General features: G+C 62.3%; 20 protein-coding genes and 2 tRNA genes. 10 read left to right on the forward strand and 12 right to left on the reverse strand.

The genetic code is table 11. The annotated features are described in order from the left end of the window. Positions 1–130: 130 nt before the first annotated feature. The 6 genes from QKW60_RS11605 to QKW60_RS11630 form a co-directional block, all read right to left on the reverse strand. A tRNA-Phe gene (locus tag QKW60_RS11605) sits at positions 131–206 on the reverse strand. A gap of 92 nt (positions 207–298) precedes the next feature. Beyond that, complete coding sequence (locus QKW60_RS11610; RefSeq protein ID WP_282368891.1) at positions 299–475, reverse strand: DNA gyrase inhibitor YacG; 177 nt, start codon at positions 473–475, stop codon at positions 299–301. Then, positions 472–1,524 (reverse strand): ribonuclease E/G, encoded by a 1,053-nt coding sequence (locus QKW60_RS11615; protein ID WP_282368892.1) that lies wholly within the window; start codon positions 1,522–1,524, stop codon positions 472–474. The genes QKW60_RS11610 and QKW60_RS11615 overlap by 4 nt, the downstream gene beginning before the upstream one ends. After that, positions 1,521–2,105, reverse strand: a complete 585-nt coding sequence (locus tag QKW60_RS11620) for a Maf family protein (protein ID WP_282368893.1) — start codon at positions 2,103–2,105, stop codon at positions 1,521–1,523. The genes QKW60_RS11615 and QKW60_RS11620 overlap by 4 nt, the downstream gene beginning before the upstream one ends. 1 nt (position 2,106) lies before the next feature. Then, on the reverse strand, positions 2,107–2,325 hold the full coding sequence (gene infA / locus QKW60_RS11625; RefSeq protein ID WP_105513450.1) for a translation initiation factor IF-1: 219 nt from the start codon (positions 2,323–2,325) through the stop codon (positions 2,107–2,109). A gap of 73 nt (positions 2,326–2,398) precedes the next feature. Further along, positions 2,399–3,304, reverse strand: a complete 906-nt coding sequence (locus QKW60_RS11630; RefSeq protein WP_282368894.1) for a carbon-nitrogen hydrolase family protein — start codon at positions 3,302–3,304, stop codon at positions 2,399–2,401. Positions 3,305–3,549: 245 nt separating this feature from the next. Between QKW60_RS11630 and QKW60_RS11635 the strand changes: the two genes are divergently transcribed. From QKW60_RS11635 to QKW60_RS11655, 5 genes are all read left to right on the forward strand, one after another. Next, on the forward strand, positions 3,550–3,921 hold the full coding sequence (locus QKW60_RS11635; RefSeq protein ID WP_282368895.1) for a VOC family protein: 372 nt from the start codon (positions 3,550–3,552) through the stop codon (positions 3,919–3,921). After that, a complete protein-coding gene (locus tag QKW60_RS11640) occupies positions 3,921–4,610 on the forward strand; it encodes a helix-turn-helix transcriptional regulator (protein ID WP_282368896.1) in 690 nt (229 codons plus the stop codon). The genes QKW60_RS11635 and QKW60_RS11640 overlap by 1 nt, the downstream gene beginning before the upstream one ends. A gap of 332 nt (positions 4,611–4,942) precedes the next feature. Then, positions 4,943–5,647: a purine-nucleoside phosphorylase gene (deoD, locus tag QKW60_RS11645; protein ID WP_282368897.1), complete on the forward strand. Its 705-nt coding sequence runs from the start codon at positions 4,943–4,945 to the stop codon at positions 5,645–5,647. Positions 5,648–5,755: 108 nt separating this feature from the next. Beyond that, positions 5,756–5,831, forward strand: a tRNA-Ala gene (locus tag QKW60_RS11650). Between the two features lie 185 nt (positions 5,832–6,016). Beyond that, positions 6,017–6,256: a hypothetical protein gene (locus QKW60_RS11655; RefSeq protein ID WP_282368898.1), complete on the forward strand. Its 240-nt coding sequence runs from the start codon at positions 6,017–6,019 to the stop codon at positions 6,254–6,256. 6 nt (positions 6,257–6,262) lie between these two features. Here QKW60_RS11655 and QKW60_RS11660 read toward each other — a convergent pair whose 3' ends face one another. Then, the gene (locus QKW60_RS11660; RefSeq protein ID WP_282368899.1) at positions 6,263–9,355 is read right to left on the reverse strand and encodes an efflux RND transporter permease subunit; all 3,093 of its coding nucleotides are present in this window, start codon (positions 9,353–9,355) and stop codon (positions 6,263–6,265) included. 4 nt (positions 9,356–9,359) lie between these two features. Next, complete coding sequence (locus QKW60_RS11665; RefSeq protein WP_282368900.1) at positions 9,360–10,496, reverse strand: efflux RND transporter periplasmic adaptor subunit; 1,137 nt, start codon at positions 10,494–10,496, stop codon at positions 9,360–9,362. A 213-nt stretch (positions 10,497–10,709) separates the two neighbouring features. Between QKW60_RS11665 and QKW60_RS11670 the strand changes: the two genes are divergently transcribed. After that, the gene (locus QKW60_RS11670; RefSeq protein ID WP_282368902.1) at positions 10,710–11,468 is read left to right on the forward strand and encodes a LamB/YcsF family protein; all 759 of its coding nucleotides are present in this window, start codon (positions 10,710–10,712) and stop codon (positions 11,466–11,468) included. 36 nt (positions 11,469–11,504) lie between these two features. On the opposite strand, the gene rfbA is transcribed toward QKW60_RS11670, so the two are convergent. The 4 genes from rfbA to rfbC are packed head-to-tail and all read right to left on the reverse strand — an operon-like array spanning position 11,505 to position 14,873. After that, positions 11,505–12,407 (reverse strand): glucose-1-phosphate thymidylyltransferase RfbA, encoded by a 903-nt coding sequence (gene rfbA, locus QKW60_RS11675; RefSeq protein ID WP_282368903.1) that lies wholly within the window; start codon positions 12,405–12,407, stop codon positions 11,505–11,507. Beyond that, positions 12,404–13,273, reverse strand: coding sequence for a dTDP-4-dehydrorhamnose reductase (gene rfbD / locus QKW60_RS11680; RefSeq protein WP_282368904.1), 870 nt, complete (start codon positions 13,271–13,273; stop codon positions 12,404–12,406). Before rfbD ends, rfbA begins: the two co-directional genes overlap by 4 nt. Beyond that, positions 13,270–14,307, reverse strand: coding sequence for a dTDP-glucose 4,6-dehydratase (gene rfbB / locus QKW60_RS11685; protein WP_282368906.1), 1,038 nt, complete (start codon positions 14,305–14,307; stop codon positions 13,270–13,272). The genes rfbD and rfbB overlap by 4 nt, the downstream gene beginning before the upstream one ends. Continuing rightward, on the reverse strand, positions 14,304–14,873 hold the full coding sequence (rfbC, locus tag QKW60_RS11690; RefSeq protein ID WP_282368907.1) for a dTDP-4-dehydrorhamnose 3,5-epimerase: 570 nt from the start codon (positions 14,871–14,873) through the stop codon (positions 14,304–14,306). Before rfbC ends, rfbB begins: the two co-directional genes overlap by 4 nt. A gap of 590 nt (positions 14,874–15,463) precedes the next feature. Between rfbC and QKW60_RS11695 the strand changes: the two genes are divergently transcribed. From QKW60_RS11695 to QKW60_RS11710, 4 genes are read left to right on the forward strand one after another with little or no spacing between them, the layout of a single operon-like run. Beyond that, positions 15,464–16,438: a UDP-glucuronic acid decarboxylase family protein gene (locus tag QKW60_RS11695; protein WP_282368909.1), complete on the forward strand. Its 975-nt coding sequence runs from the start codon at positions 15,464–15,466 to the stop codon at positions 16,436–16,438. Continuing rightward, on the forward strand, positions 16,438–17,961 hold the full coding sequence (locus tag QKW60_RS11700) for a hypothetical protein (protein WP_282368910.1): 1,524 nt from the start codon (positions 16,438–16,440) through the stop codon (positions 17,959–17,961). The genes QKW60_RS11695 and QKW60_RS11700 overlap by 1 nt, the downstream gene beginning before the upstream one ends. Further along, complete coding sequence (locus tag QKW60_RS11705) at positions 17,958–18,971, forward strand: glycosyltransferase family 2 protein (protein WP_282368911.1); 1,014 nt, start codon at positions 17,958–17,960, stop codon at positions 18,969–18,971. Before QKW60_RS11700 ends, QKW60_RS11705 begins: the two co-directional genes overlap by 4 nt. A 54-nt stretch (positions 18,972–19,025) precedes the next feature. Next, positions 19,026–19,937, forward strand: coding sequence for a glycosyltransferase family 2 protein (locus tag QKW60_RS11710; RefSeq protein WP_282368913.1), 912 nt, complete (start codon positions 19,026–19,028; stop codon positions 19,935–19,937). The last annotated feature ends 27 nt before the right edge of the window (positions 19,938–19,964 follow it).

The following is a 19,964-nucleotide window of genomic DNA, read 5'->3' on the forward strand; positions in this document are numbered from 1 at the left end:
TGATCGACGGGGTTACTGTCGCGGATTTCGTTCGCAGAGCCGATAATTAATGGATCGAAATAGGCACCCGTCGCAAATATTGCGCACCGTAGCCATGCTCCCGGTTCGTCGCGTTCCTTCAGGGGATAAGTGGTGCCCAGAGCCGGAATCGAACCAGCGACACGCGGATTTTCAATCCGCTGCTCTACCAACTGAGCTATCTGGGCACCGGGGGCGCTTGCGCCCGGCCCGGCGTGTTTAGGCGAGACGCAGGGGGCTGTCCAGAGGATTTTCGCGATTATCTTGCGCGAAGGCGCGGCTAATTCGGGCGCTGTGGCGGGTACCCGATATCGGCCTCTTCGGGCAGATCCTCTTCCGCAGCCGGGATAGCGTAGGAACCGTTCAGCCAGCGGCCGAGATCGACATCAGCACAGCGTTTTGAGCAGAAGGGCCGATAATTCGCATCGGTTTCTTTCTGGCAGATCGGGCAGGTCATACCTCACCCTGTCCCAGAATCGCGGCCAGAGGCAAGCGGTCGCGTTTGCGTTGCAGTTCGAAATTGCCCAAGGGAGTCCAGCCGGCAAGACTCGTCTCGGCGGCCTCGCCTTTGAAGGCCACGCGCAACTGCTGGTCGAGCGTGGCGCGGTCGCGCTTCGGCATCGGCGCGAAATCGACCGTGATCTGACCGCCGAGCCCGCGCAGGCGCAGCTGTCGCGGCAGGTCGCGGGCGGCGGCGATATTGGCCTTGAGGCTGGCGGCAGGCGAGGTGTCGGGGCCGGTATTGACGTCGATGGCGATGAGCGCGCGGGTGGGTTCAATGGCCATATTTGCGCCGCCGGGCAGTTTCACGACCGGCGACAGAACCGAGTCGATCATCTCCTCCACCCCGTGGCGGGCGAAGGCGTCTTCGCTTTCAGCGACCTCGTCGGGCGCGGGGTCGCCCCAGTCGCGGGCGGCTTCCTCATGCGGGCTCGCGGCATCGACGAGCAGTTCCGGCCCGCCGTTCAGATCGGCACTTACGGCTTCGGCCAGATCGCGCATCCGCGCGATCTCAACGGCGATCTCATCGTCATCGGCCAAGGCGGCGGCGGACCGCAGGATCAGCCCGAATTCCGATCCGTCCATGCCGGAGGCGGCCAGCGCCTCCAGCCGTGCGCGGTCTTCGGCCTCCCTGATCCGGCGCGAAATGTTGAGGCCGGGGGCAGAGGGCGTGACGATGGCCAGACGTCCCTTGAAAAGCAGCCGTGCCGTGACCGGCAGCGCCTTGCCCGGCTCGGCAAAGCCCGAGACCTGGACGATGACCGGCTGGCCGGGGGCGAGCCCCTTCGTCTCGCGCAGGAAACCCTTCTGCCCGTCCGGCAGTTTCACGAAAGCGCCGCCCTGCCCCTTCATCTGCCGATCCAAAACCCCGCGCAAGATTGCGCCGGGGGCAAAACCCGCAGCCTCGCCCGCCTCGATCAGCAGGTCCTGCAACTGGCCATCGACCACAAGGGCCGCGGCCTCGCGCCCGCGATAGGTTCCAAGAACGACCACCCGGCCCTTCATGCCTCAACTCCGTGAATGTCGATACCCGCGGCTTCCAGCAGATGCGCCGTCTCGGCGACCGGCAGGCCGACGACGCCGGTGAAGGAGCCCTGAAGCCAGGGAATGAAGGCGCCGAAGCGGCCCTGAATGCCGTAGGCCCCGGCCTTTCCCTGCCACTCACCGGAGGCGAGATAGGCGTTGATTTCCATGTCCGAGAGCGCCTTGACCTTCACCACCGTCTCGACGCTGCGCTGCCAGAGCCTGTCGCCCCGTTTCACCGCAACGGCGGTAATGACCCGGTGGCGGCGTCCCGATAGCTTCAGAAGAAACTCTGCCGCCTCGCCCGCGCTTTCGGGCTTGCCGAGGATGCGGCGGCCCAGCGCCACGGTGGTGTCGGCGCAAAGCACGACCTCATCCGCTGCCGCCGTCACCGCCGCGGCCTTCTCCCGCGCCATGCGTTCGCAATAGAGGCGCGGCAATTCGCCCTTCAGGGGTGTTTCGTCGATATCCGGAGCGCGTATGTCGTCCGGGCTCAGCCCCAGCTGCGCCAGCAATTCCTTGCGGCGCGGGCTGCCCGATCCCAGAACAAGGCGCGGGCGCACCTTACTTGAAGCGGTAATTGATCCGCCCCTTGGTCAGGTCATAGGGCGTCATCGTCACCTGAACCTTGTCGCCCGCCAGAACGCGGATGCGGTTCTTTCGCATCTTTCCTGCCATCGTCGCGATGATCTCATGGCCGTTTTCGAGCTCGACCCGGAATGTCGCATTTGGCAGGAGTTCCTTTACGACGCCCGGAAATTCGAGTCCTTCTTCCTTGGCCATGGTCACTCCATTGTTGTCCATCCCGGGGCCACCTGCCCGGGCGCGCGTTAAATGCGCCCGATGGGCCGGGATTTCAAGCGATTTCTCGGCTACGCCCGTGAACTGTGACCCGGGAAAGCTGCACATCCTGTTCGGGCCAGTGCTGCATGTTCAGGACATGACCGTCAGCCCGAACCTCGGCAATGGCGTCGCGGCTGATCTCGGCATAGACCCAGCCGGGCTTGCCAAGCGGGCCCTCGGCGATGATTCCGGTCGACGGGAACCCCCTGTCAGGCGGGCCATAGACCGAAGCCGAGCCGGTGTTCTCCTCCATCCCGTAGCACCATGCCGCCTCACCGACGACGGGCGCGTGAACCGCCACCATCTGATTTTCCAGCGCCCGCGCCATCGCACCCACGCGGACGCGACTGAACCCCGCAAGCGCCTCGGTTGCAGATGGGACCAGAAGGATCTCCACGCCCGCCTCGGCCAGAGCCCGGCCCAGAAGCGGAAACTCGCTGTCATAACAGATCAGGATGCCGATCCGGCCAAGCGGAGTGTCATATACCTGCAATCCGTCGCCCGGCACGATATGCCAGCCGTCGCGTTCCCAGCGGGTCATCATCGCCTTGTCCTGATGTCCGATCAGCCCGCCAGGGCCGAACAGGCTTGCCCGGTTCACCGGCCGACCGCCTGCATGGGGCAGGCCGAAAACCGGGCCGGAAGCCGACAGGATATGCACGCCGTGCTCTGCGGCAAGCCGGACATGCAGCGCCTCGGACGCGGGCTTGTGGCGGCTGACCTCGTGCAGGGCGTCCTGAATATCGCCCGCAACAGCTGCGCCGCCAAGCGAGGCAAGCTCCATCGCGCCGTATTCCGGAAAGACCAGCAGCTTTGCCCCCTGTCCGGCGGCTTCGGCAACCCAGGTGGAGAGTTTTTTCTCGTACTCAGCCCATGTGTCGAACCAATTGAGCGGATAGGCGGCGGCGGCGATCTTCATACATCCTCCCGGGCGATGGCCCGACAGTTAAAGAAACGGGGCGAGGGCTTTGATTTATCCCATTCTGCACGAAGCAACGAGGGAGTGGAACCCGCCTAACATCCGATTCAGGCCGATTTGATCAAAAAATCGAGGGCGTGAAGTTTCCCGCCTGAGATGAGACGTTTCGAAATCCTCCTGACAGAACCCTGTCAGGAGCCCTATGCGACAAGGGCATCCTCAACCGATTTGAAAGGATTCCCCCCATGAGCACCCAACCCGTTGTCGTCTGGAGTGAAATTCCCGTTTCCGATATGAAGAAGGCGGTGGCGTTCTATAACGCGACCTTCGACTGGCAGATGACAATCGACGAAAGCGGCCCCAATCCGATGGCAATCCTCGGCGGCAATATGGAAACCACCGGCGGCCACCTCTATCCGGGCGAACCGGCCTCGGGCAACGGGCCGACCGTGCATATCGCTGTGCCCGACCGGCTGGAGGATGCGGCAATCCGCTGCCGAAAGGCCGGCGGCGAGGTGATCGGCGAGATCATCACGATTCCGCCTGGCCGCTTCGTCTATGCCAAGGACCCCGACGGCAATTCCATCGGGCTCTTTGAACCGGCCAAGGCGGCCTGATGCGGCGCGCCGACCGCCTCTTCCAGATCGTCCAATATCTGAGGGGCGGTCGGCTTCTGACCGCGCGTATGCTCGCCGACCGGCTGGAGGTCAGCGAGCGCACGATCTACCGCGACATTGCCGATCTGATCGGGTCGGGCGTGCCGATCGACGGCGAGGCGGGGATCGGTTACCTGATGCGGTCGGGCTATGACCTGCCGCCCCTGATGTTCTCCCGCGAGGAAATCAGCGCCCTTGTGGCGGGCGCCCGCATGGTGCGCAGCTTCGGCGGCGCTGCGATGGCGCTTGCTGCCGAGGAGGCGTTGGCGAAGATCGAAGCCGTTCTGCCCCCCGACCTGCGTGACCGCCCCGCAGGGGTGGCGATCCACGCCCATGACGCGGGCGCACTCTCGGATGCCGACCGGGCCATGGTCGACCGGCTCGACCGCGCCGTCGAGACCCATCTGAAACTGGCGCTCGACTACCGCGATGCCGACGGGGCGGCGACACTCCGGACAGTGCGTCCGCTTGGCCTCTGGTTCTGGGGCAAGGTCTGGACCCTGATCGCCTGGTGCGAACTCAGGGACGACTTCCGGATGTTCCGCATCGACCGGATCGCCGGGGCGGAGGATGCAGGCCCGTTCCGGCCCGAGCGCGACAAGACCCTCGCGGCTTTCTTCCAGCAGGAAGTCACCCACCGCAGGGCGTGATGTGTCGCCGTTCGATGCACCTCGCGATGTGTCGTTAACCAAATGCCTGACCGTCTTTCATGCCGCGATTTCTTTGAAAGAAATCGCTCCGGAAACTTTCAAAGTTTCCGGTGACCGGTGACGTGGTCTCGCCCGCGGTGCGAGCCAGATGATGCGTTCCGGGGATTGACTGTTTGCCATACGTTTTGCCGACGCAACGCAGACGTTTTGCCGATAGGGATAATTCATACAAAACAATGCTTTGTTTGGTAATCTCCTCAGGCGCAGCAGCCCCCTTTAACCTTCCCGTAATTCTTGCCTATACTCCTCCGATCCAGCGAGACGAGGACCCAATGACCCCCCATATCGGCGCCAAGCCCGGCGACATCGCCGAAACCGTCCTGATGCCCGGCGATCCGCGGCGCGCCAAATGGGCGGCCGAGACCTTTCTGAAGGATGCCGTCTGCGTCAACGAGGTGCGCGGCATGCTGGGTTTTACCGGGACCTGGAAGGGCAACCGGGTGACGATCCATGGTTCGGGCATGGGCATGCCGTCACTGTCGATCTATGCCACTGAACTCATTCGGGAATATGGTGCGAAGACGCTGATCCGCATCGGCTCGGCGGGTGCGATGCTCGACCATGTGAAGATCCGCGACGTGGTGGTCGCGATGACCGCCTCGACGATCTCCACCCCGTCGCGGGGCTTTTTCAAGGAGATGCAGTTCGCCCCCTGCGCCGATTTCGGCCTTTTGGAAAAGGCCGTCGTGGCGGCGCGGGGCAGGGGCACACCGATCCATGTCGGCGGCATCTATTCATCCGACATCTTCTATGACGAACGTCAGGATCTGACCGACATGCTGGCCCGACACGGCGTTATGGCGGTGGAGATGGAAGCGGCCGAGCTCTACACAGTTGCAGCTCGCCACGGTGCAAGGGCGCTGGCGGTGCTGACGATCTCGGACCACCTTGTCACCCATGAAGCGCTGCCGGCGGAAGATCGCGAAAAAAGCTTTGGCGACATGGTCGAAATCGCACTTGAGGCAGCTTTCGCCTGAGGCGGTTCGTGCACCTGCCCCGATGCTTTCTAGCGAAAGATTCTGCGCGTTCCCGGCGGGCATCCGCTTGACAATTTGAAAGCGCTGCGCCACATGAGCAGCCGGTGCGGGGCAGTAGCTCAGTTGGGAGAGCGCGTCGTTCGCAATGACGAGGTCAGGGGTTCGATCCCCCTCTGCTCCACCAGCTTCCTAGTGAAGATCGGCAACGTGATCCGCGCGTTATTGGTGCGGGGAATGGCGCCAAATCTGCACCCTTGCAGGATACTGATGAACGGCCTGCCCCAATTGACGGCGATCGGAGGCCCCGGCTTGCGTTCAGGTCGGGTTTCGTCGGAGGATAGTCCGAGTGTGTGTACGAGTGAGTTTTGTATGATTGGTGACGCGAGTGAAACGCGAGTGTTTCCGGCTGTCGAGTCCGTGGAATTCGCGGAGGTCGTGTCCGCCGCAGCCTTGCGGCAGGAACGATGGAGGCGCTTCTTCCTGCGCTTTTCTGGTTTGTTGCTGAAGTCAATTGCCGTGGCCTATGCCCTCATCGAAATGGCCCTGACCAGCGTGTCGGTGCTCGACCTTTTTGGCCTCATCGTGCTGACCCTGTTATTGTTCGTCTGACACGCGCTACTCGGCGGGGCTCGCCAGTTCGGCCGGGGCGTCCTTTGGGCGCCCCATGCCACGCGATGTCAGCATCAGTAGCGACGGGGTGACGACCAGCGTCAGGACCGTCGCGAAGGCGAGGCCGAAGACGATGGCGGAGGAGAGCGATATCCACCATTGGGTGGATGGCGCGCCGTAGGTGGTTTCGTGACTCAGAAGTTCGAGGTTGAATCCGAAGGCAATGGGCAACACGCCCAGGATCGCGGTGACGGCGGTCAGGACGACGGGCCGGGCGCGTTCATGGCAGGTCTCCAGGATCGCCTCCACCTTCTCCATCCCTTCGCGGCGCAGGTTGTCATAGGTGTCGATCAGCACGATGTTGTTGTTCACGACGACACCTGCCAGCGCGATGATGCCGATCCCGGTCATCACGATGCCGAAGGGCTGGCCCATGATCATCAGGCCCAGGAAGACGCCGATCGTCGACATGATCACGGCCGAGAAGATCAGCCAGACCGAAATGAAGCGGTTGAACTGCGCCAGAAGCACCACGAAGATCAGCGCCAGGGCCGCAAGGAACGCCTTGCCGAGGAAGGCGCTGGCGGCGGCCTGTTCCTCATCCTCACCGGCGAGTTGCCAGCGGATGCCGTTCTTTTCCAGATCCGATGCCGCCAGACGTTCGGTGATGGCCTGACGGATCGGGTCGGCCTGAACGCCTTCGCGGATATTGGCCTGTACGGTAACCGTGCGTCGGCTGTCGATGCGCGTCAGCGTACCGGTCGTCAAGACCGGTTCGCGGGTCACGAAATTGGCAATGGGGACGGGGCCCTGCTCGGTCTCGACGCGCAACTGGTCGAGCGATGAGATCGTGCGCTGATCGGGCGGCAGGCGCAGGACGATATCGACCGCGTCATCGGTGCCTGCGGGGCGGAAATCCGACAGCTTCAACCCGTCGGTCACGAGCTGCACCACTGCGCCAACCGCACCCGGCGAGATGCCGTAACGCGCGGCGGCGGCCCGGTCGACACGAATTTCCCAGTCGATGCCCGGCGGCGGCAGACCATCGTCGATGTCGATCACATCGGGCGTCTTGGCCAGTTCGTCCGCAATCTGCCGGGCGGCATCGTTCAGGCCGGCTGGATTGCTTGCCGACAGCCTGATCTGGATGGCTTTGCCGGTGGGCGGCCCGGCATCGGGCACCGAAACCTCAATCTCCACCCCCGGAATGCCCTGCATCGCCTCACGCAGATCGGCGAGGATCGCATTGGCGTTCTTGCGTTCGCGCCAGTCAATGAATTCATACTGAATGACGCCGACCACATCCTCGGCAACCTCGGCGCCCGGCCCGCCGGCCTCGCCCGCGCGTGTATAAACCGTCTTGATGCCGGGCCAGCCAAGAATACGTTCCTCGGCCTGCCGGGTCAGCGCGTCCATTTCGTCGATGGAAAGATTGCCGCGCGCATGGACGTAAAGAAGACCGTAGTCTGGTTCGACATTCGGGAAGAACTCGACACCCTTGCCGTAGGTGCCATAGGCGAAGGGCACCGCAATGAGCGTTGACACCGCCGTTATCGTTACGAGCCAGGGATGCCGGATCGCACGGGCCACAAAGCGCATGTAGAGGCTGTCGCGGCTTCGATCCTCTTCCTTGACCGGGCGGGCGATGATCGCGCCGATGGTCGGGGCAAAGTAGAGGGCGTAGACCAGAGAGGCTGAGAGCGTCGCGATCAGGGTGATCGGCATGTATTTCATGAACTCGCCAACCACGCCCGGCCAGAACAGAAGGGGCGAGAAAGCCGCGACGCGGGTTGCGGTCGCGGCGATCACAGGGCCTGTCATCTTGTGCGAGGCAAGCGCGAAGGCCTGCCGTTTGTCCATGCCCTCGGCCATTCGCCGTTCGGCATATTCGGTAACGATGATCGCGTCATCAACGAGCATGCCGACGGCAAGGATCAGGCTGAAGAGCACCACGATATTCACCGTCAGCCCGGCAAGTTGCAGCCCGAGGATGCCGATCAGGAACGACGCCGGGATCGCGAGGCCGATCAGCAGCGAGGCGCGGCCGGAAAGCGCGTAGAGGATAACGATGAAGACGAGGATAACCGCGGTCAGGACCGAGTTCTGAAGATCGGTCAGCATCTGACGGATCGTCGTGGACTTGTCCTGGCTAAAGGAAATCTCGGTACCTTCGGGCAGGGTTTTCTGAAACTCCTCGGTCACTTTCTTGACCGCGTCCACCGTCTCGACAAGGTTCGAGCCGACGCGCTTCGACACCTCGATGGCGATGGCTGGCTTGCCATCCAGCCGGGTGATCGTCTCGGGGTCTTTGTGGGTGGCGCGGATCGCGGCCAGATCGCGGGCGCGGACGGTGGCGGTGCCGTTGGTGATGACGGGCAGGTTCGCCACGTCCTCGATGGTCTCGATCAGCGATGGGACCTTAATGGCGTAACGGCCTTCAGCACCTTCGAGTGCCCCGGCGGCAATCAGCTGGTTGTTGGCCGCGACCCCGGCCATCAGCGTATGGGGGTTGAGGCCGTAGGACGACAGTTTCGCCGGGTCGATGATGACCTCGACAAGGTCCTCGCGAACGCCTTGCAGGGCCGCGTCTAGAACGCCGGGAATCTCTTCAATCCGGTCGCGCAACTCCCGTCCGGCACGGGCGAGGATGCGTTCGGGTACGTCACCCGACAGCGAGACCACGAGCACGGGGAACTCCGAAATATTAACCTCATGCACCGAAGGCTCATCAGCGCCGTCGGGCAGGTCGCGCTTGGCTTCGGATACCTTTGACCGGACGTCGTCGAGCGCCTTTTCCAGATTTGCACCCGCCTGGAACTCCAAGAGGACATTGCCGCCGCCCTGATAAGCTGTCGCGGTCATCTCCTTGATCCCGGAGATGGTTTTCAACGAGGTTTCCATCGGCCGGAGCAGCAGCCGCTCGCTGTCCTCGGGTGAGATGCCCTGATAGGAGAGGCTGACATAGAGGATCGGAATCTGAATGTCCGGCTCGGCCTCTTTCGGGATCGTGATATAGGCTTGCGCGCCCGCAAGCATCAGGAAGATAAGTACGGAGATCGTCAGCCGCGCATTGCGGATGGCGGTTTCGACGAGACCCATCGGTTCAATCCCCCAGCGCGATGGAGGCAGCGTCCTTGACGCTGACCGTCTCGCCGTCGCGGACAAGGTCCTGACCGAGAACGATGATGCGCGCATCCTCCGGTACACCGGTCAGGACGAGGCCCTCGGGCGTGTCGTCGATCAGTTCGACGGATGCGAAATGCGCGACATTGTCGGTGCCGACGATGCGCAGGCCGAGCTCTCCCTCGGTCGAAAGCGTGATGACCGAGCGGGGGACGGTGACGGCGCGTTCGGGGCGGGTATAGAGGCTAACCTCGGCCGTCATGCCCGCGGGCACGGCGCCGTCGGGATTGGGCAGTTCAACCTCGACCGGATAGGTGCGGGTTTGGGGTGATGCTTCGCGTGCGACATGGCGCACCTTGCCTTCCAATTGTCGGCCATTCACGAGCCGGATACCGGCGCGGTCGTTGACGGAGACGAAGCCGATATCGACTTCACTGACTTCAGCGCGCACGACGATCGGGTCAAGCGACAGGACCGTCGCGATCGGCGTGCCGGTCTGGACCCATTCGCCCAGTTCGACATCGACCTTGTCGACGATGCCGGTAAACGGCGCGCGCAGGTTCAGGCGGTCCGCTGCTGCCTCTGCCTGGCTCAGCGCGGCTTCGGCTGCTGCCTTGTCGGCACGAACCTTGATCAGCTGCAATTCGGCGGTGTTGCCGCTTTTGAAAAGCTTTTCGGCGACTTCAAGTTCCTGCGTCCGCTGGGCGAGCGTGGCTTCTGCGGTCATGACGGCGGCGGCGACATCGGCGCCTTCGACCGTCATGACGACCTGATCGTCGGTGACTATATCGCCCTGGGCAATCGGCAGGGCGGCGATGATCCCGTCAGAACGCGCGGCCATCACCGTCCGCTTGTCGGCACCTGTCACGCCGGAGATTCGGATCTCGCGCGCATGATCCTGAAATACCGGTGTCAGGGCGGCAACCGTCCGCAGCACTGATGCCGGCGCTGCACCGTCGTCCTGGGCCAGTTCGATCGACGTGGCCTCCGGCGCGGGCTGCGCGGCATGCGCTTCCTCGCTGCCGACCGAGGCGAACTTGCCGGTTGCGACCCAAGCCGTTGCTGCGACCAACACAAGGATGGCCGTCACTTTGTGGCCCTTGAAATGCGAAGCCATAGTTTGAAAATTCCTATCCATGGGCAGGCACGACCCCGCCCGGCGAAGGCGGGGTGATTTGTGCCGCTATCCGTCGCCCACATTATCTGGCAACTGAACGGGAAAGTTCAATATGCTTCTCATGTTTTCTGGCCGGGGTGGGTTCAGGGGGACAAAGCCGTGGGTTTGACGTATCAGGTCAGATACGAAACCTGATAAAAAAAGAGGCATGAGATGACGAAGAGCGTCGATCTGAACGCGGATATGGGTGAAAGCTATGGCCGCTGGAGCCTCGGCGACGATGCCGCTCTGCTCGGGATTGTCAGTTCAGCCAATATCGCCTGCGGGTTTCACGCGGGCGATCCCGATGTGATGGCGCGAACCATGCGAATGGCGGTCGCCGGGGACGTCGGAATTGGCGCTCATCCGGGGTTTGCTGATCTGCACGGTTTTGGCCGCTACCGGATCAACCTGCCCGGTGAAACTCTGCAAAACGCGATCCGCTACCAGATTGGCGCCGCCCTTGCGATGGCCCGCTGTGCTGGCGGACGGGTGCGGCACGTCAAGCTGCATGGCGCGCTTGCCAATATGGCGTCCGAAGACGCGGCGCTTGCCCGGCTTTGCTACTCCGCCGCGCTGGAGGTCGATCCCGACCTGATCATCATGGTATTGGCCGCGACCGCGCAGGAGGACGCCGTGCGCGAACTCAGCTGCGCCTATGCGGCCGAGATCTTTGCCGACCGCGCCTATGAGGACAATGCGACGCTGGTTGACCGGTCAAAACCGGGCGCGGTGATCCATGACGCCGAGCGGGCGGCGGCGCGGATGGTCGAGATGGTGCAGGCTGGCGCGATCATTGCCGAAAGCGGCAAGCGTATTCCAACGCGGATCGATACGATCTGCCTGCATGGCGATACACCCGAGGCTGTTGATATTGCCCGCGCGGTTCGCGCCGCACTGGAATCTGCGGGGATCGCCGTCGCGCGGTTCTGAGCCTACTCCTCGTGCGGCCTGACGGCCTTCTCGTCGTCAGGTCGAGCGGGCAAGGTCGGGGTCTGCGGCGACCCGGGCAAGGTATCTGCCGTATTGCGTCTTGAGATAGGGCTGTGCGAGTTCGTTCAGTTGCCCGGCATTGATCCAGCCATTTAGGAAGGCGATTTCCTCCGGGCAGCCCACTTTCAGGTTTTGCCGGTCTTCGATGGTGCGGATGAACTCCGCGGCTTCAAGCAGGCTTTCATGCGTGCCGGTATCCAGCCAGGCGAATCCCCGACCCAGCGTCTCGACATTGAGCGCGCCGGCGCTGTGATAGAGGTTCAGGAGATCGGTGATCTCCAATTCGCCGCGCGCTGACGGACGAATGGTTCGAGCCCGCGCCGGTGCGTCGCCGTCGAGGAAATAGATGCCGGTCACGGCATAGGGGCTTTTCGGCTTCTCGGGCTTTTCGATGATGGAGAGCACCTTTCCCTCACGGTCGAACTCCACCACGCCGTAGCGTTCCGGGTCCGAGACGCGGTAGCCGAAGACCGTTCCGCCCGTACTGCGCTCATCGGCGGCCTTGAGCTTGGCCGACAGGCCCTCGCCGAAAAAGACGTTGTCGCCGAGCACCATTGCCGAGGGCGCGCCGCCAAGAAAATCCTCGGCCAGAAGATAGGCCTGCGCCAACCCGTCGGGCGAGGGCTGTTCGATGTAGTCGAACCGCATGCCCCATGCCGATCCGTCACCCAGCAGTGCGCGGAACTGCGGAAGGTCGCGCGGTGTCGAGATGATGCAGACCTCGCGGATATGCGCCAGCATGAGGGCCGAGAGCGGGTAATAGATCATAGGTTTGTCGTAGAGCGGCAGCATCTGCTTCGACACCGAATGGGTGATCGGATAGAGCCGCGTGCCCGATCCCCCCGCCAGAATGATGCCCTTGCGTCCTGTCCCGCTCATCCCGCTCTCTCCAGTTCGCCGATCACGTCGGCGAGGCTTTTCCGCCAGTCCGGCTGTTCTATGCCATAGACCGCTCGGATGCGCGAGCAGTCGAGAGTGGAATTCGCCGGTCGTTTCGCAGGCGTCGGGTAGTCCGATGTGGGTATTCGTTTTATCTGCGGTTTGTTGGGCAATGACGCTCGCGCGAAGACTGCCTCAGCAAAATCGGCCCAACTGACACTTGGCGTGCCTGCGAAGTGGAAGATGCCGGACTGCCCTTTGCCGTTCTGGAAGGCTGCCGTGATGGTCCAGAGTGCATTAGCGATATCCGATGCCGCCGTCGGCCCACCGCGCTGGTCGTCGACCACACTCAGCTCATCGCGCCCGGCTCCGACCCGCAGCATGGTTTTCACGAAGTTCTTGCCATGCGCTGAAAAGACCCACGCAGTGCGTAGGATCACGTGGCCACCCCCGGCCGCGGCCACTGCACGCTCTCCGGCCAGCTTGGACTCGCCGTAAACGCCGAGCGGAGCGACCGGATCATTCTCTGCCCAAGGCCGTGTGCCGCTGCCGTCGAAAACGTAATCGGTCGAGACATGGAGGAAGGGAAGGCCGCGTGTTGCGGCGGCGCGGGCCATCGCGCCGGGGGCCTCGGCATTCACGAGAAACGCCGTGTCCCGGTCGCTCTCGGCCTGGTCGACGGCCGTGTAGGCGGCAGCGTTGATGATCATATCGGCATCTGCCGCCTCAATGGCCGCAGCGCAGGCAGCGGGGTCGCTCAGATCAGCCCGGTCGCGCCCGAGCGCCGCGACGGTGACGCCCTCGGGCGCTCGGCGCGCAAGTTCGATACCCAGTTGGCCACTCGTGCCGAATATGAGCGCCTTCATCCTGTCCCGAGCCTCTTGCCCACGCCGTCACGATCCTGCAACGCGCGCCACCAGTCTTCGTGGTCGAGGAACCATTGCACCGTCTTCTCCAGCCCCTCGTCGAGCGTCACCGATGGCCGCCAGCCGAGTTCGTGGCGGATGCGCGACGGGTCGATGGCGTAGCGCTGGTCGTGGCCGGGGCGGTCGGCGACAAAGGTGATCTGTTGGGCATAGGGCGCGTTGCCGGGGCGTTTTTCATCGAGGATGGCGCAGAGTTTCGTCACCAGTTCCAGATTGGTCGCCTCGTTCTCGCCGCCGATATTGTAGCTGCGCCCGACCTTGCCCTTTTCGACCACCAGAAGAAGCGCCTCGGCGTGATCCTCGACATAAAGCCAGTCGCGGATATTGTCGCCCTTCCCGTAGATCGGGATCGGCGCGCCTGCCAGCGCCTTGAGGATGACTACCGGGATCAGCTTTTCGGGAAAGTGGTAGGGCCCGTAATTGTTCGAGCAATTGGTCAGCACCACAGGCAGGCCGTAAGTCTCATGCCATGCCTGGACGAGGTGGTCCGACGACGCTTTCGACGCCGAATAGGGCGAGCGGGGATCGTAGGGCGTATCCTCGGTGAACTTGCCGGTGGGGCCGAGCGAGCCGAAGACCTCATCGGTTGAGATATGGTGGAAGCGGAAGCTGTCCGGCTTGCCCTCAGCCGCCCAGTAGGCCCGGGCAGCTTCCAGCATTGTATAGGTGCCGGTGATGTTCGTTTCGATGAAAGCCGCCGGCCCGTCGATGGACCTATCCACATGGCTTTCGGCAGCCAGATGCATAACCGCATCAGGGCGATGCGTGGCGAAGATCCTGTCGAGCCGCCGCCGGTCGCAAATATCGGCCTGTTCGAAAGCGTAATGCGGGCTGTCCGCAACCTCGGCGACATTCGTCAGCGACCCGGCATAGGTCAACTTGTCGAGATTGACCACCGAATGGCCGGTCCGCACCGCATGGCGCACGACGGCCGATCCGATGAACCCCGCGCCGCCGGTTACGAGGAGCTTCATGCCGCGCCCTCCCAGACAAAGGGCGATTCGAAATCGCCGAACGTCCCGGCGGCGGCGTCCTTGTCGGACAGAACTGCCCGGTCCGGTCCCAGCCCCCAGTCAATGGCGATGTCCGGATCATCGAACCGGACCGCGCCGTCGCATTCGGGTGCATAAAAGCCGGTGCATTTGTACAAGACTTCACTGTCCGGTTCGCGGGTGACAAATCCGTGCAGGAAACCTTCAGGGATGAAGAGTTGACGACCGTTTTCGGCCGACAGCTCCACCCCGGTCCAGCGGCCGTAGGTTGGCGACCCATTTCGGATATCGACGGCCACGTCAAAAACCCGTCCGCGACCGCAGCGCACAAGTTTGGCCTGCGCGTGAGGTGGCGACTGAAAATGCAGCCCCCGCACCGTGCCGATATCGCGCGAATAGGAGTGGTTGTCCTGAACGAAATCCAGTTCGATACCTGCGTCGGCCAGCGTTTTCCGGTTCCAGACTTCGGAGAACCAGCCCCGGGTATCTCCGAACCGGCGCGGAGTCAGGATGAGAACGCCGGGCAAATCTGTCTTGTCTACCTGCATGAGAACCTTGAACCGGATTGATCTGGCCGGACCATAGCGATGCAACGGGGGCTGAGAAAGACCATAGGCACTTCACAGTGTACCTGAGCGGAATTGTTTCCGGCACAGCCACTGTGCGTCCGGTCTTTGATTGTGGTTGACGGTAAGGAAACCCCCGCTCGCGATCTATAGGAAATCGTGCTATTGCATGGTGTTGTTGGTAGAACTGAATAAGCGGGCAGCATCGGGACCGGGGCAATTGAGGCCGTGTCAGCGGCTTCCGTATTGGGCGGATTGCCCGGCATTGGATTTGAGAGGGTAATTCTGGGTGGCATTTCCGGACGGCATCTGCATGGTCAGCGAATGCATGCCCGTCAAACAGGAACGGCAAGGGTTGGAATGTGGTCTGGTACGGATGTTTGAGTCGTTCCGGGCGGGTGTAGATTGGGCAGGCGCGTGGAGATGATGGGCAAGAGCGATTGTGTCGGCGGTTCGGATGCCAGGTGGCAGCGCAATCAGCCTGCGAACTCAACGAGTGTCATGCCAACGACGTCAACGCGAGATTATTCTTCTGTTGATTGTGCCTGTCATTCAGAGCACGGCGGTTTGCAATGAGCGTCATATCGAAGCGCATTCTCGTAACCGGCGGAGCGGGCTTTCTCGGCTCGCATCTCTGCGAGCGGCTTTTGGATGCAGGACATGATGTGCTCTGCGTCGACAACTACTTTACCGGGCGCCGCTCGAATGTCGCACATCTGATAGAGAATTCGCGGTTCGAGGTCATGCGCCATGACGTGACCTTCCCGCTCTATGTCGAGGTGGACGAGATCTACAACCTCGCCTGTCCGGCAAGCCCGGTGCATTACCAGCATGACCCGGTTCAGACCACCAAGACGAGCGTGCATGGTGCGATCAACATGCTTGGGCTGGCCAAGAGGCTCCGCGCCAAGATTTTGCAGGCGTCGACTTCGGAAGTTTACGGCGATCCTGTCGTTCATCCGCAGACCGAGGACTATTGGGGGAATGTGAACCCGATCGGCTTCCGGTCGTGCTACGATGAGGGCAAGCGCTGCGCCGAGACGCTGTTCTTTGACTATCATCGGCAGCACCGGCTGCGTATCAAGGTCGCGCGGATCTTCAATACCTACGGACCGCGCATGCATCCCAATGACGGGCGGGTCGTGTCGAATTTCATCATGCAGGCGTTGGCCGGAAAACCGATCACGATCTATGGCGAGGGCAACCAGACCCGGTCGTTCTGCTATGTCGACGATCTGGTTGATGGATTGATCCGGCTGATGGAGACCGGCGACGAGGTGACGGGGCCGGTGAATATCGGCAATCCGGTCGAAATGTCGATCCGCGAGCTTGCTGAAGCGGTGATCGACCTGACAGGGTCAGCGTCCGAACTGATCTATGAACCGCTGCCACATGACGATCCCGTACAGCGTCGCCCGGACATCACGCTGGCGCGGAGTGTTCTGGGATGGGAGCCGAAGGTGCGCTTGCGTGACGGATTGGAGCGGACGGCCGCCTATTTCGTCGAATTGCGGAAAGAGCTTGCAGCGACTGGGGGGACCGGCTGATGGCGATGGCGACAGGAAACGGTCAGATCGCCGGACGTTCGAGCGGCCTCGGCTCGGCGCTTTGGATCATGGCGGCGGTGATCGCCTGCCTCAGCGTATTGGCCATCAATGGCAGGCCTTTGTTCTATTTCGACACGGTCGGTTACATCTCGCAAGGGCATTCAGGGCTCAAGCAACTTGGTATTCCGGGCAAATCTCCACTGGCGGGCCGTGTGAAGGCGGTCGCGACCAATACCCCGGATGCGAGCGAGATTGATGCGGCTCAAACCGTCGATGGGTCCCGTTCCACCGTTTATGCGCTGGTCTCGGGTGCATTGGCGCGACTTGGTGCCTTGGAAGTCCTGATCGCGATGAATGTGATTGCCGTGTTGTTGGCCGTCTGGCTGCCCATGCGGATCGCGGCGCGGCGCTGGGGGCTGCACATGTCCGTGGCGCAGGCCGTGTCGGTCCCGGTCATCGTCGCCTCTCTTGGTTCTCTGCCCTTCTTCGTCACCTACCTTATGCCCGATACGTTCGCGCCGGTGCTGATCCTGACGATCGCCACGATCACGGTCTTTGGCCGACAGATGACGGTTTGGGAGATGCTGCTTGCCGTGGCGCTTGGCGCATTCGCGATCGTTGCCCATCTATCGCATCTTGCAATCGCGACCGTGATGGTGCCAGTGGTGGCGCTGGTCGCGCTGATCCTGTCGCGCCGCAGGTGGTGGCTGGCGCCTGCCTTGGTCCTGATCATGGTCGGTATCGGCTTTGCCGAGCAGAGCGTCCTTCGGTCGGCCGCGAAATCGGTCGCCAATTCCGAGGTGGTGATCAAGCCATACATCACCGCACGGATCATCGAGGACGGGCCGGGCCTGTCCTATCTCGACGCGCATTGTCCCGACGACACGATCCCGACCTGCAAACTGCACGCGGCGCTGCAATTGTCGGACGACCCGTTCCGGATCACCGCAAGCCATATCGTCTTCGAGACAAGTGAACGGCTGGGATCGTTCAGGCTGATGACGCCCGAAGATCAGCGGATTGTGGCTGAGGATCAAATCGGCTTCTTCTTCGAGGTTCTGGCCGATCAGCCCGTTGCGCTGACGCTGGCATTCCTGAAAAACACGCTGATCCAGTCGGGCTGGACTTCGGTCGACATGACCTTGCAGAACGAACCAATCATCGCCCAGCACACCGGGGTTTCGGGACTGATGTCGGGCGTGTTCGACCATGGGCGGCTGACCCGCGATATCGGCTGGCTGGCGCCGGTGACAACGGCGCATCATGCGCTCTACATCCTATCGCTTCTGGTGATCGTCGCCCTGGTTTTGCTCCCCCATCGGGTGCCCGGAGAAATAAAAGCGCTGGCGATCATGGTCCTTCTGGGCGTTCTGGCCAATGCGCTTGTCTGCGGTGGCATATCGCAGCCGGCGACGCGTTATGGGTCCCGCGTAATCTGGCTGTTGCCGCTCATGGCGACGATCCTTGTGATCTTCGCCCGCCGGACGCGCCAGTTCGAAGCCCCGGGCGAGGGGCGCATATGACCGGCGCGGTGTCGATCTCGGTCGTGGTTCCGGCCTTCCGGGCTGCGCATCTTCTGCCGCGCGTGTTGGCGCCCCTTATGGCGATGCATCGGCGCGGCGAGGTGGATGAGGTGATCGTTGTCGACGATGTCTCGCCCGACGACACGGCGACGATTGCCAGCGATCTGGGGGCGCGGGTCATCGTGATGGACAGGAACGGCGGACCGGGCGCCGCGCGCAACAGGGCCGCCGAAGAGGCAAAAGGCGATGTCCTGTGGTTCGTCGACAGCGATGTGATCGCTTGGGAAGATGGCGCCGAAAAGGTGCGCGCGGCCTTTGCCGATCCGGAAGTGGCCGCCGTCTTTGGATCATACGATTCCACGCCCGATGGTCAGCACTGGTTTTCGCGCTACAAGAACCTGATGCACCGTTTCTATCATCAGCGGGCTGAACGCGACGCCCATACGTTTTGGGCGGGCTGCGGTGCGGTTCGCAAAGATGTCTTCCGCCAGATCGGCGGCTTTGACATCGAGACCTACCGCGTGCCCTCCATCGAAGATATCGAGCTTGGCTACCGCATTCGCCGTACGGGCGGACGGATCGTGGTGGACCCGACGCTTTTGGGAAAACACCTGAAGGTCTGGACCCCGAAGAACGCCATCCATACCGATATCTTCCGCCGGGCGCTGCCCTGGTCGCGGCTGATGATTTCGCGTGAAGGCGTACATAATGACCTGAACACCAGCCACGGCGAAAAGGTCAAGGCGCTGATCGCAGGCATGCTGATCCTGTCGCTTCTGGCGCTGCCCTTCATGCCAGGACTCTGGCCCGTGACGTTCAGCCTTTTGGCGTTGGCGCTGATCGCCAACGCGGCCTTCGTCCGCTTCATGTTTTCAAATGGCGGCCTTGGTTTCGCCATTCTGACCTTTTTTTATCACCAGGTTTACTACGTCTATTCGGCGGCGGCTTTTGCCTGGTGCCTTTTCGAATATCACGTCCTTGGCGTGAAGAACCGCCTGCACGTGCCGTAAGGCGCTGGGCCAGTACGATTGAACCGGACCGGAGACGGTAAAGGGATGAAGGATATGAAAGACAGAGAGGTCGATCAGGCCGAACTGAAAACGCTGGTCAGTGAAGTTGAGGGCATGTCGCTCTCCGTCGTGATACCGGCCTACAATGAGGAAGGCGCGGTAAAGGCGACGATCGAGGAGGTGCGCGCCGCGATGGACCCTCTCGGCATTCCCTATGAGATCATCGTCGTCGATGACGGGTCCGAGGACAGGACGCTGGAAATCGCGCGGCAGACGGGTGTCGTTGTCGACAGCAATCAGGTCAATACCGGCTACGGCGCATCCCTGAAACGCGGGGTCAGGCGGGCGCAGCACGAATACGTCGCGATCATTGACGCCGACGGCACCTATCCGCCGCATTACCTGCCGGAGATGCTGGCCATGTGCCGCGATCAGGACATGGTCGTGGGGGACAGGGGCGCTGCGATGAAGAATGTGCCGCTGGTCCGGCGTCCGGCGAAATGGTTCCTGAACAAATTCGCCTCCTTCCTTGCCGAACGCAGGCTCAATGATCTCAATTCCGGCCTGCGGGTCTTCCGCAAATCCGAACTGGTGCCCTTCATCCCGCTTCTGCCGCAGAAGTTTTCGTTCACGACGACGATCACGCTTTGTATGGCGGCGAACGGTAAACGGATGATTTACACGCCCATCGAATACGGCAAGCGCGTGGGCAAATCGAAGATCAAGCCGATGGATTTCATCAATTTCCTGATCCTGATCCTGCGCATCTCGACGCTGTTCAATCCCTTGCGTGTGTTCATCCCGCTCGGGCTCGTGTTCCTCGTCATTGGCACCGTCAAGTTTGTCATCGACCTGACCTTCGGCGATCTCTCGGAAACGGTGATCTTTGCCTATCTGGCGGCGATCATGATCTGGTCGTTGGGGCTGATCGCCGACATGATCTCGCGCCTGCATCTGAGGCCATGAGACCGTCGCGGAACCCGGGGGCGAAGG

The organism is Albidovulum aestuarii (assembly GCF_029961185.1).
In the GTDB taxonomy this organism is placed as follows: domain Bacteria; phylum Pseudomonadota; class Alphaproteobacteria; order Rhodobacterales; family Rhodobacteraceae; genus Albidovulum; species Albidovulum aestuarii.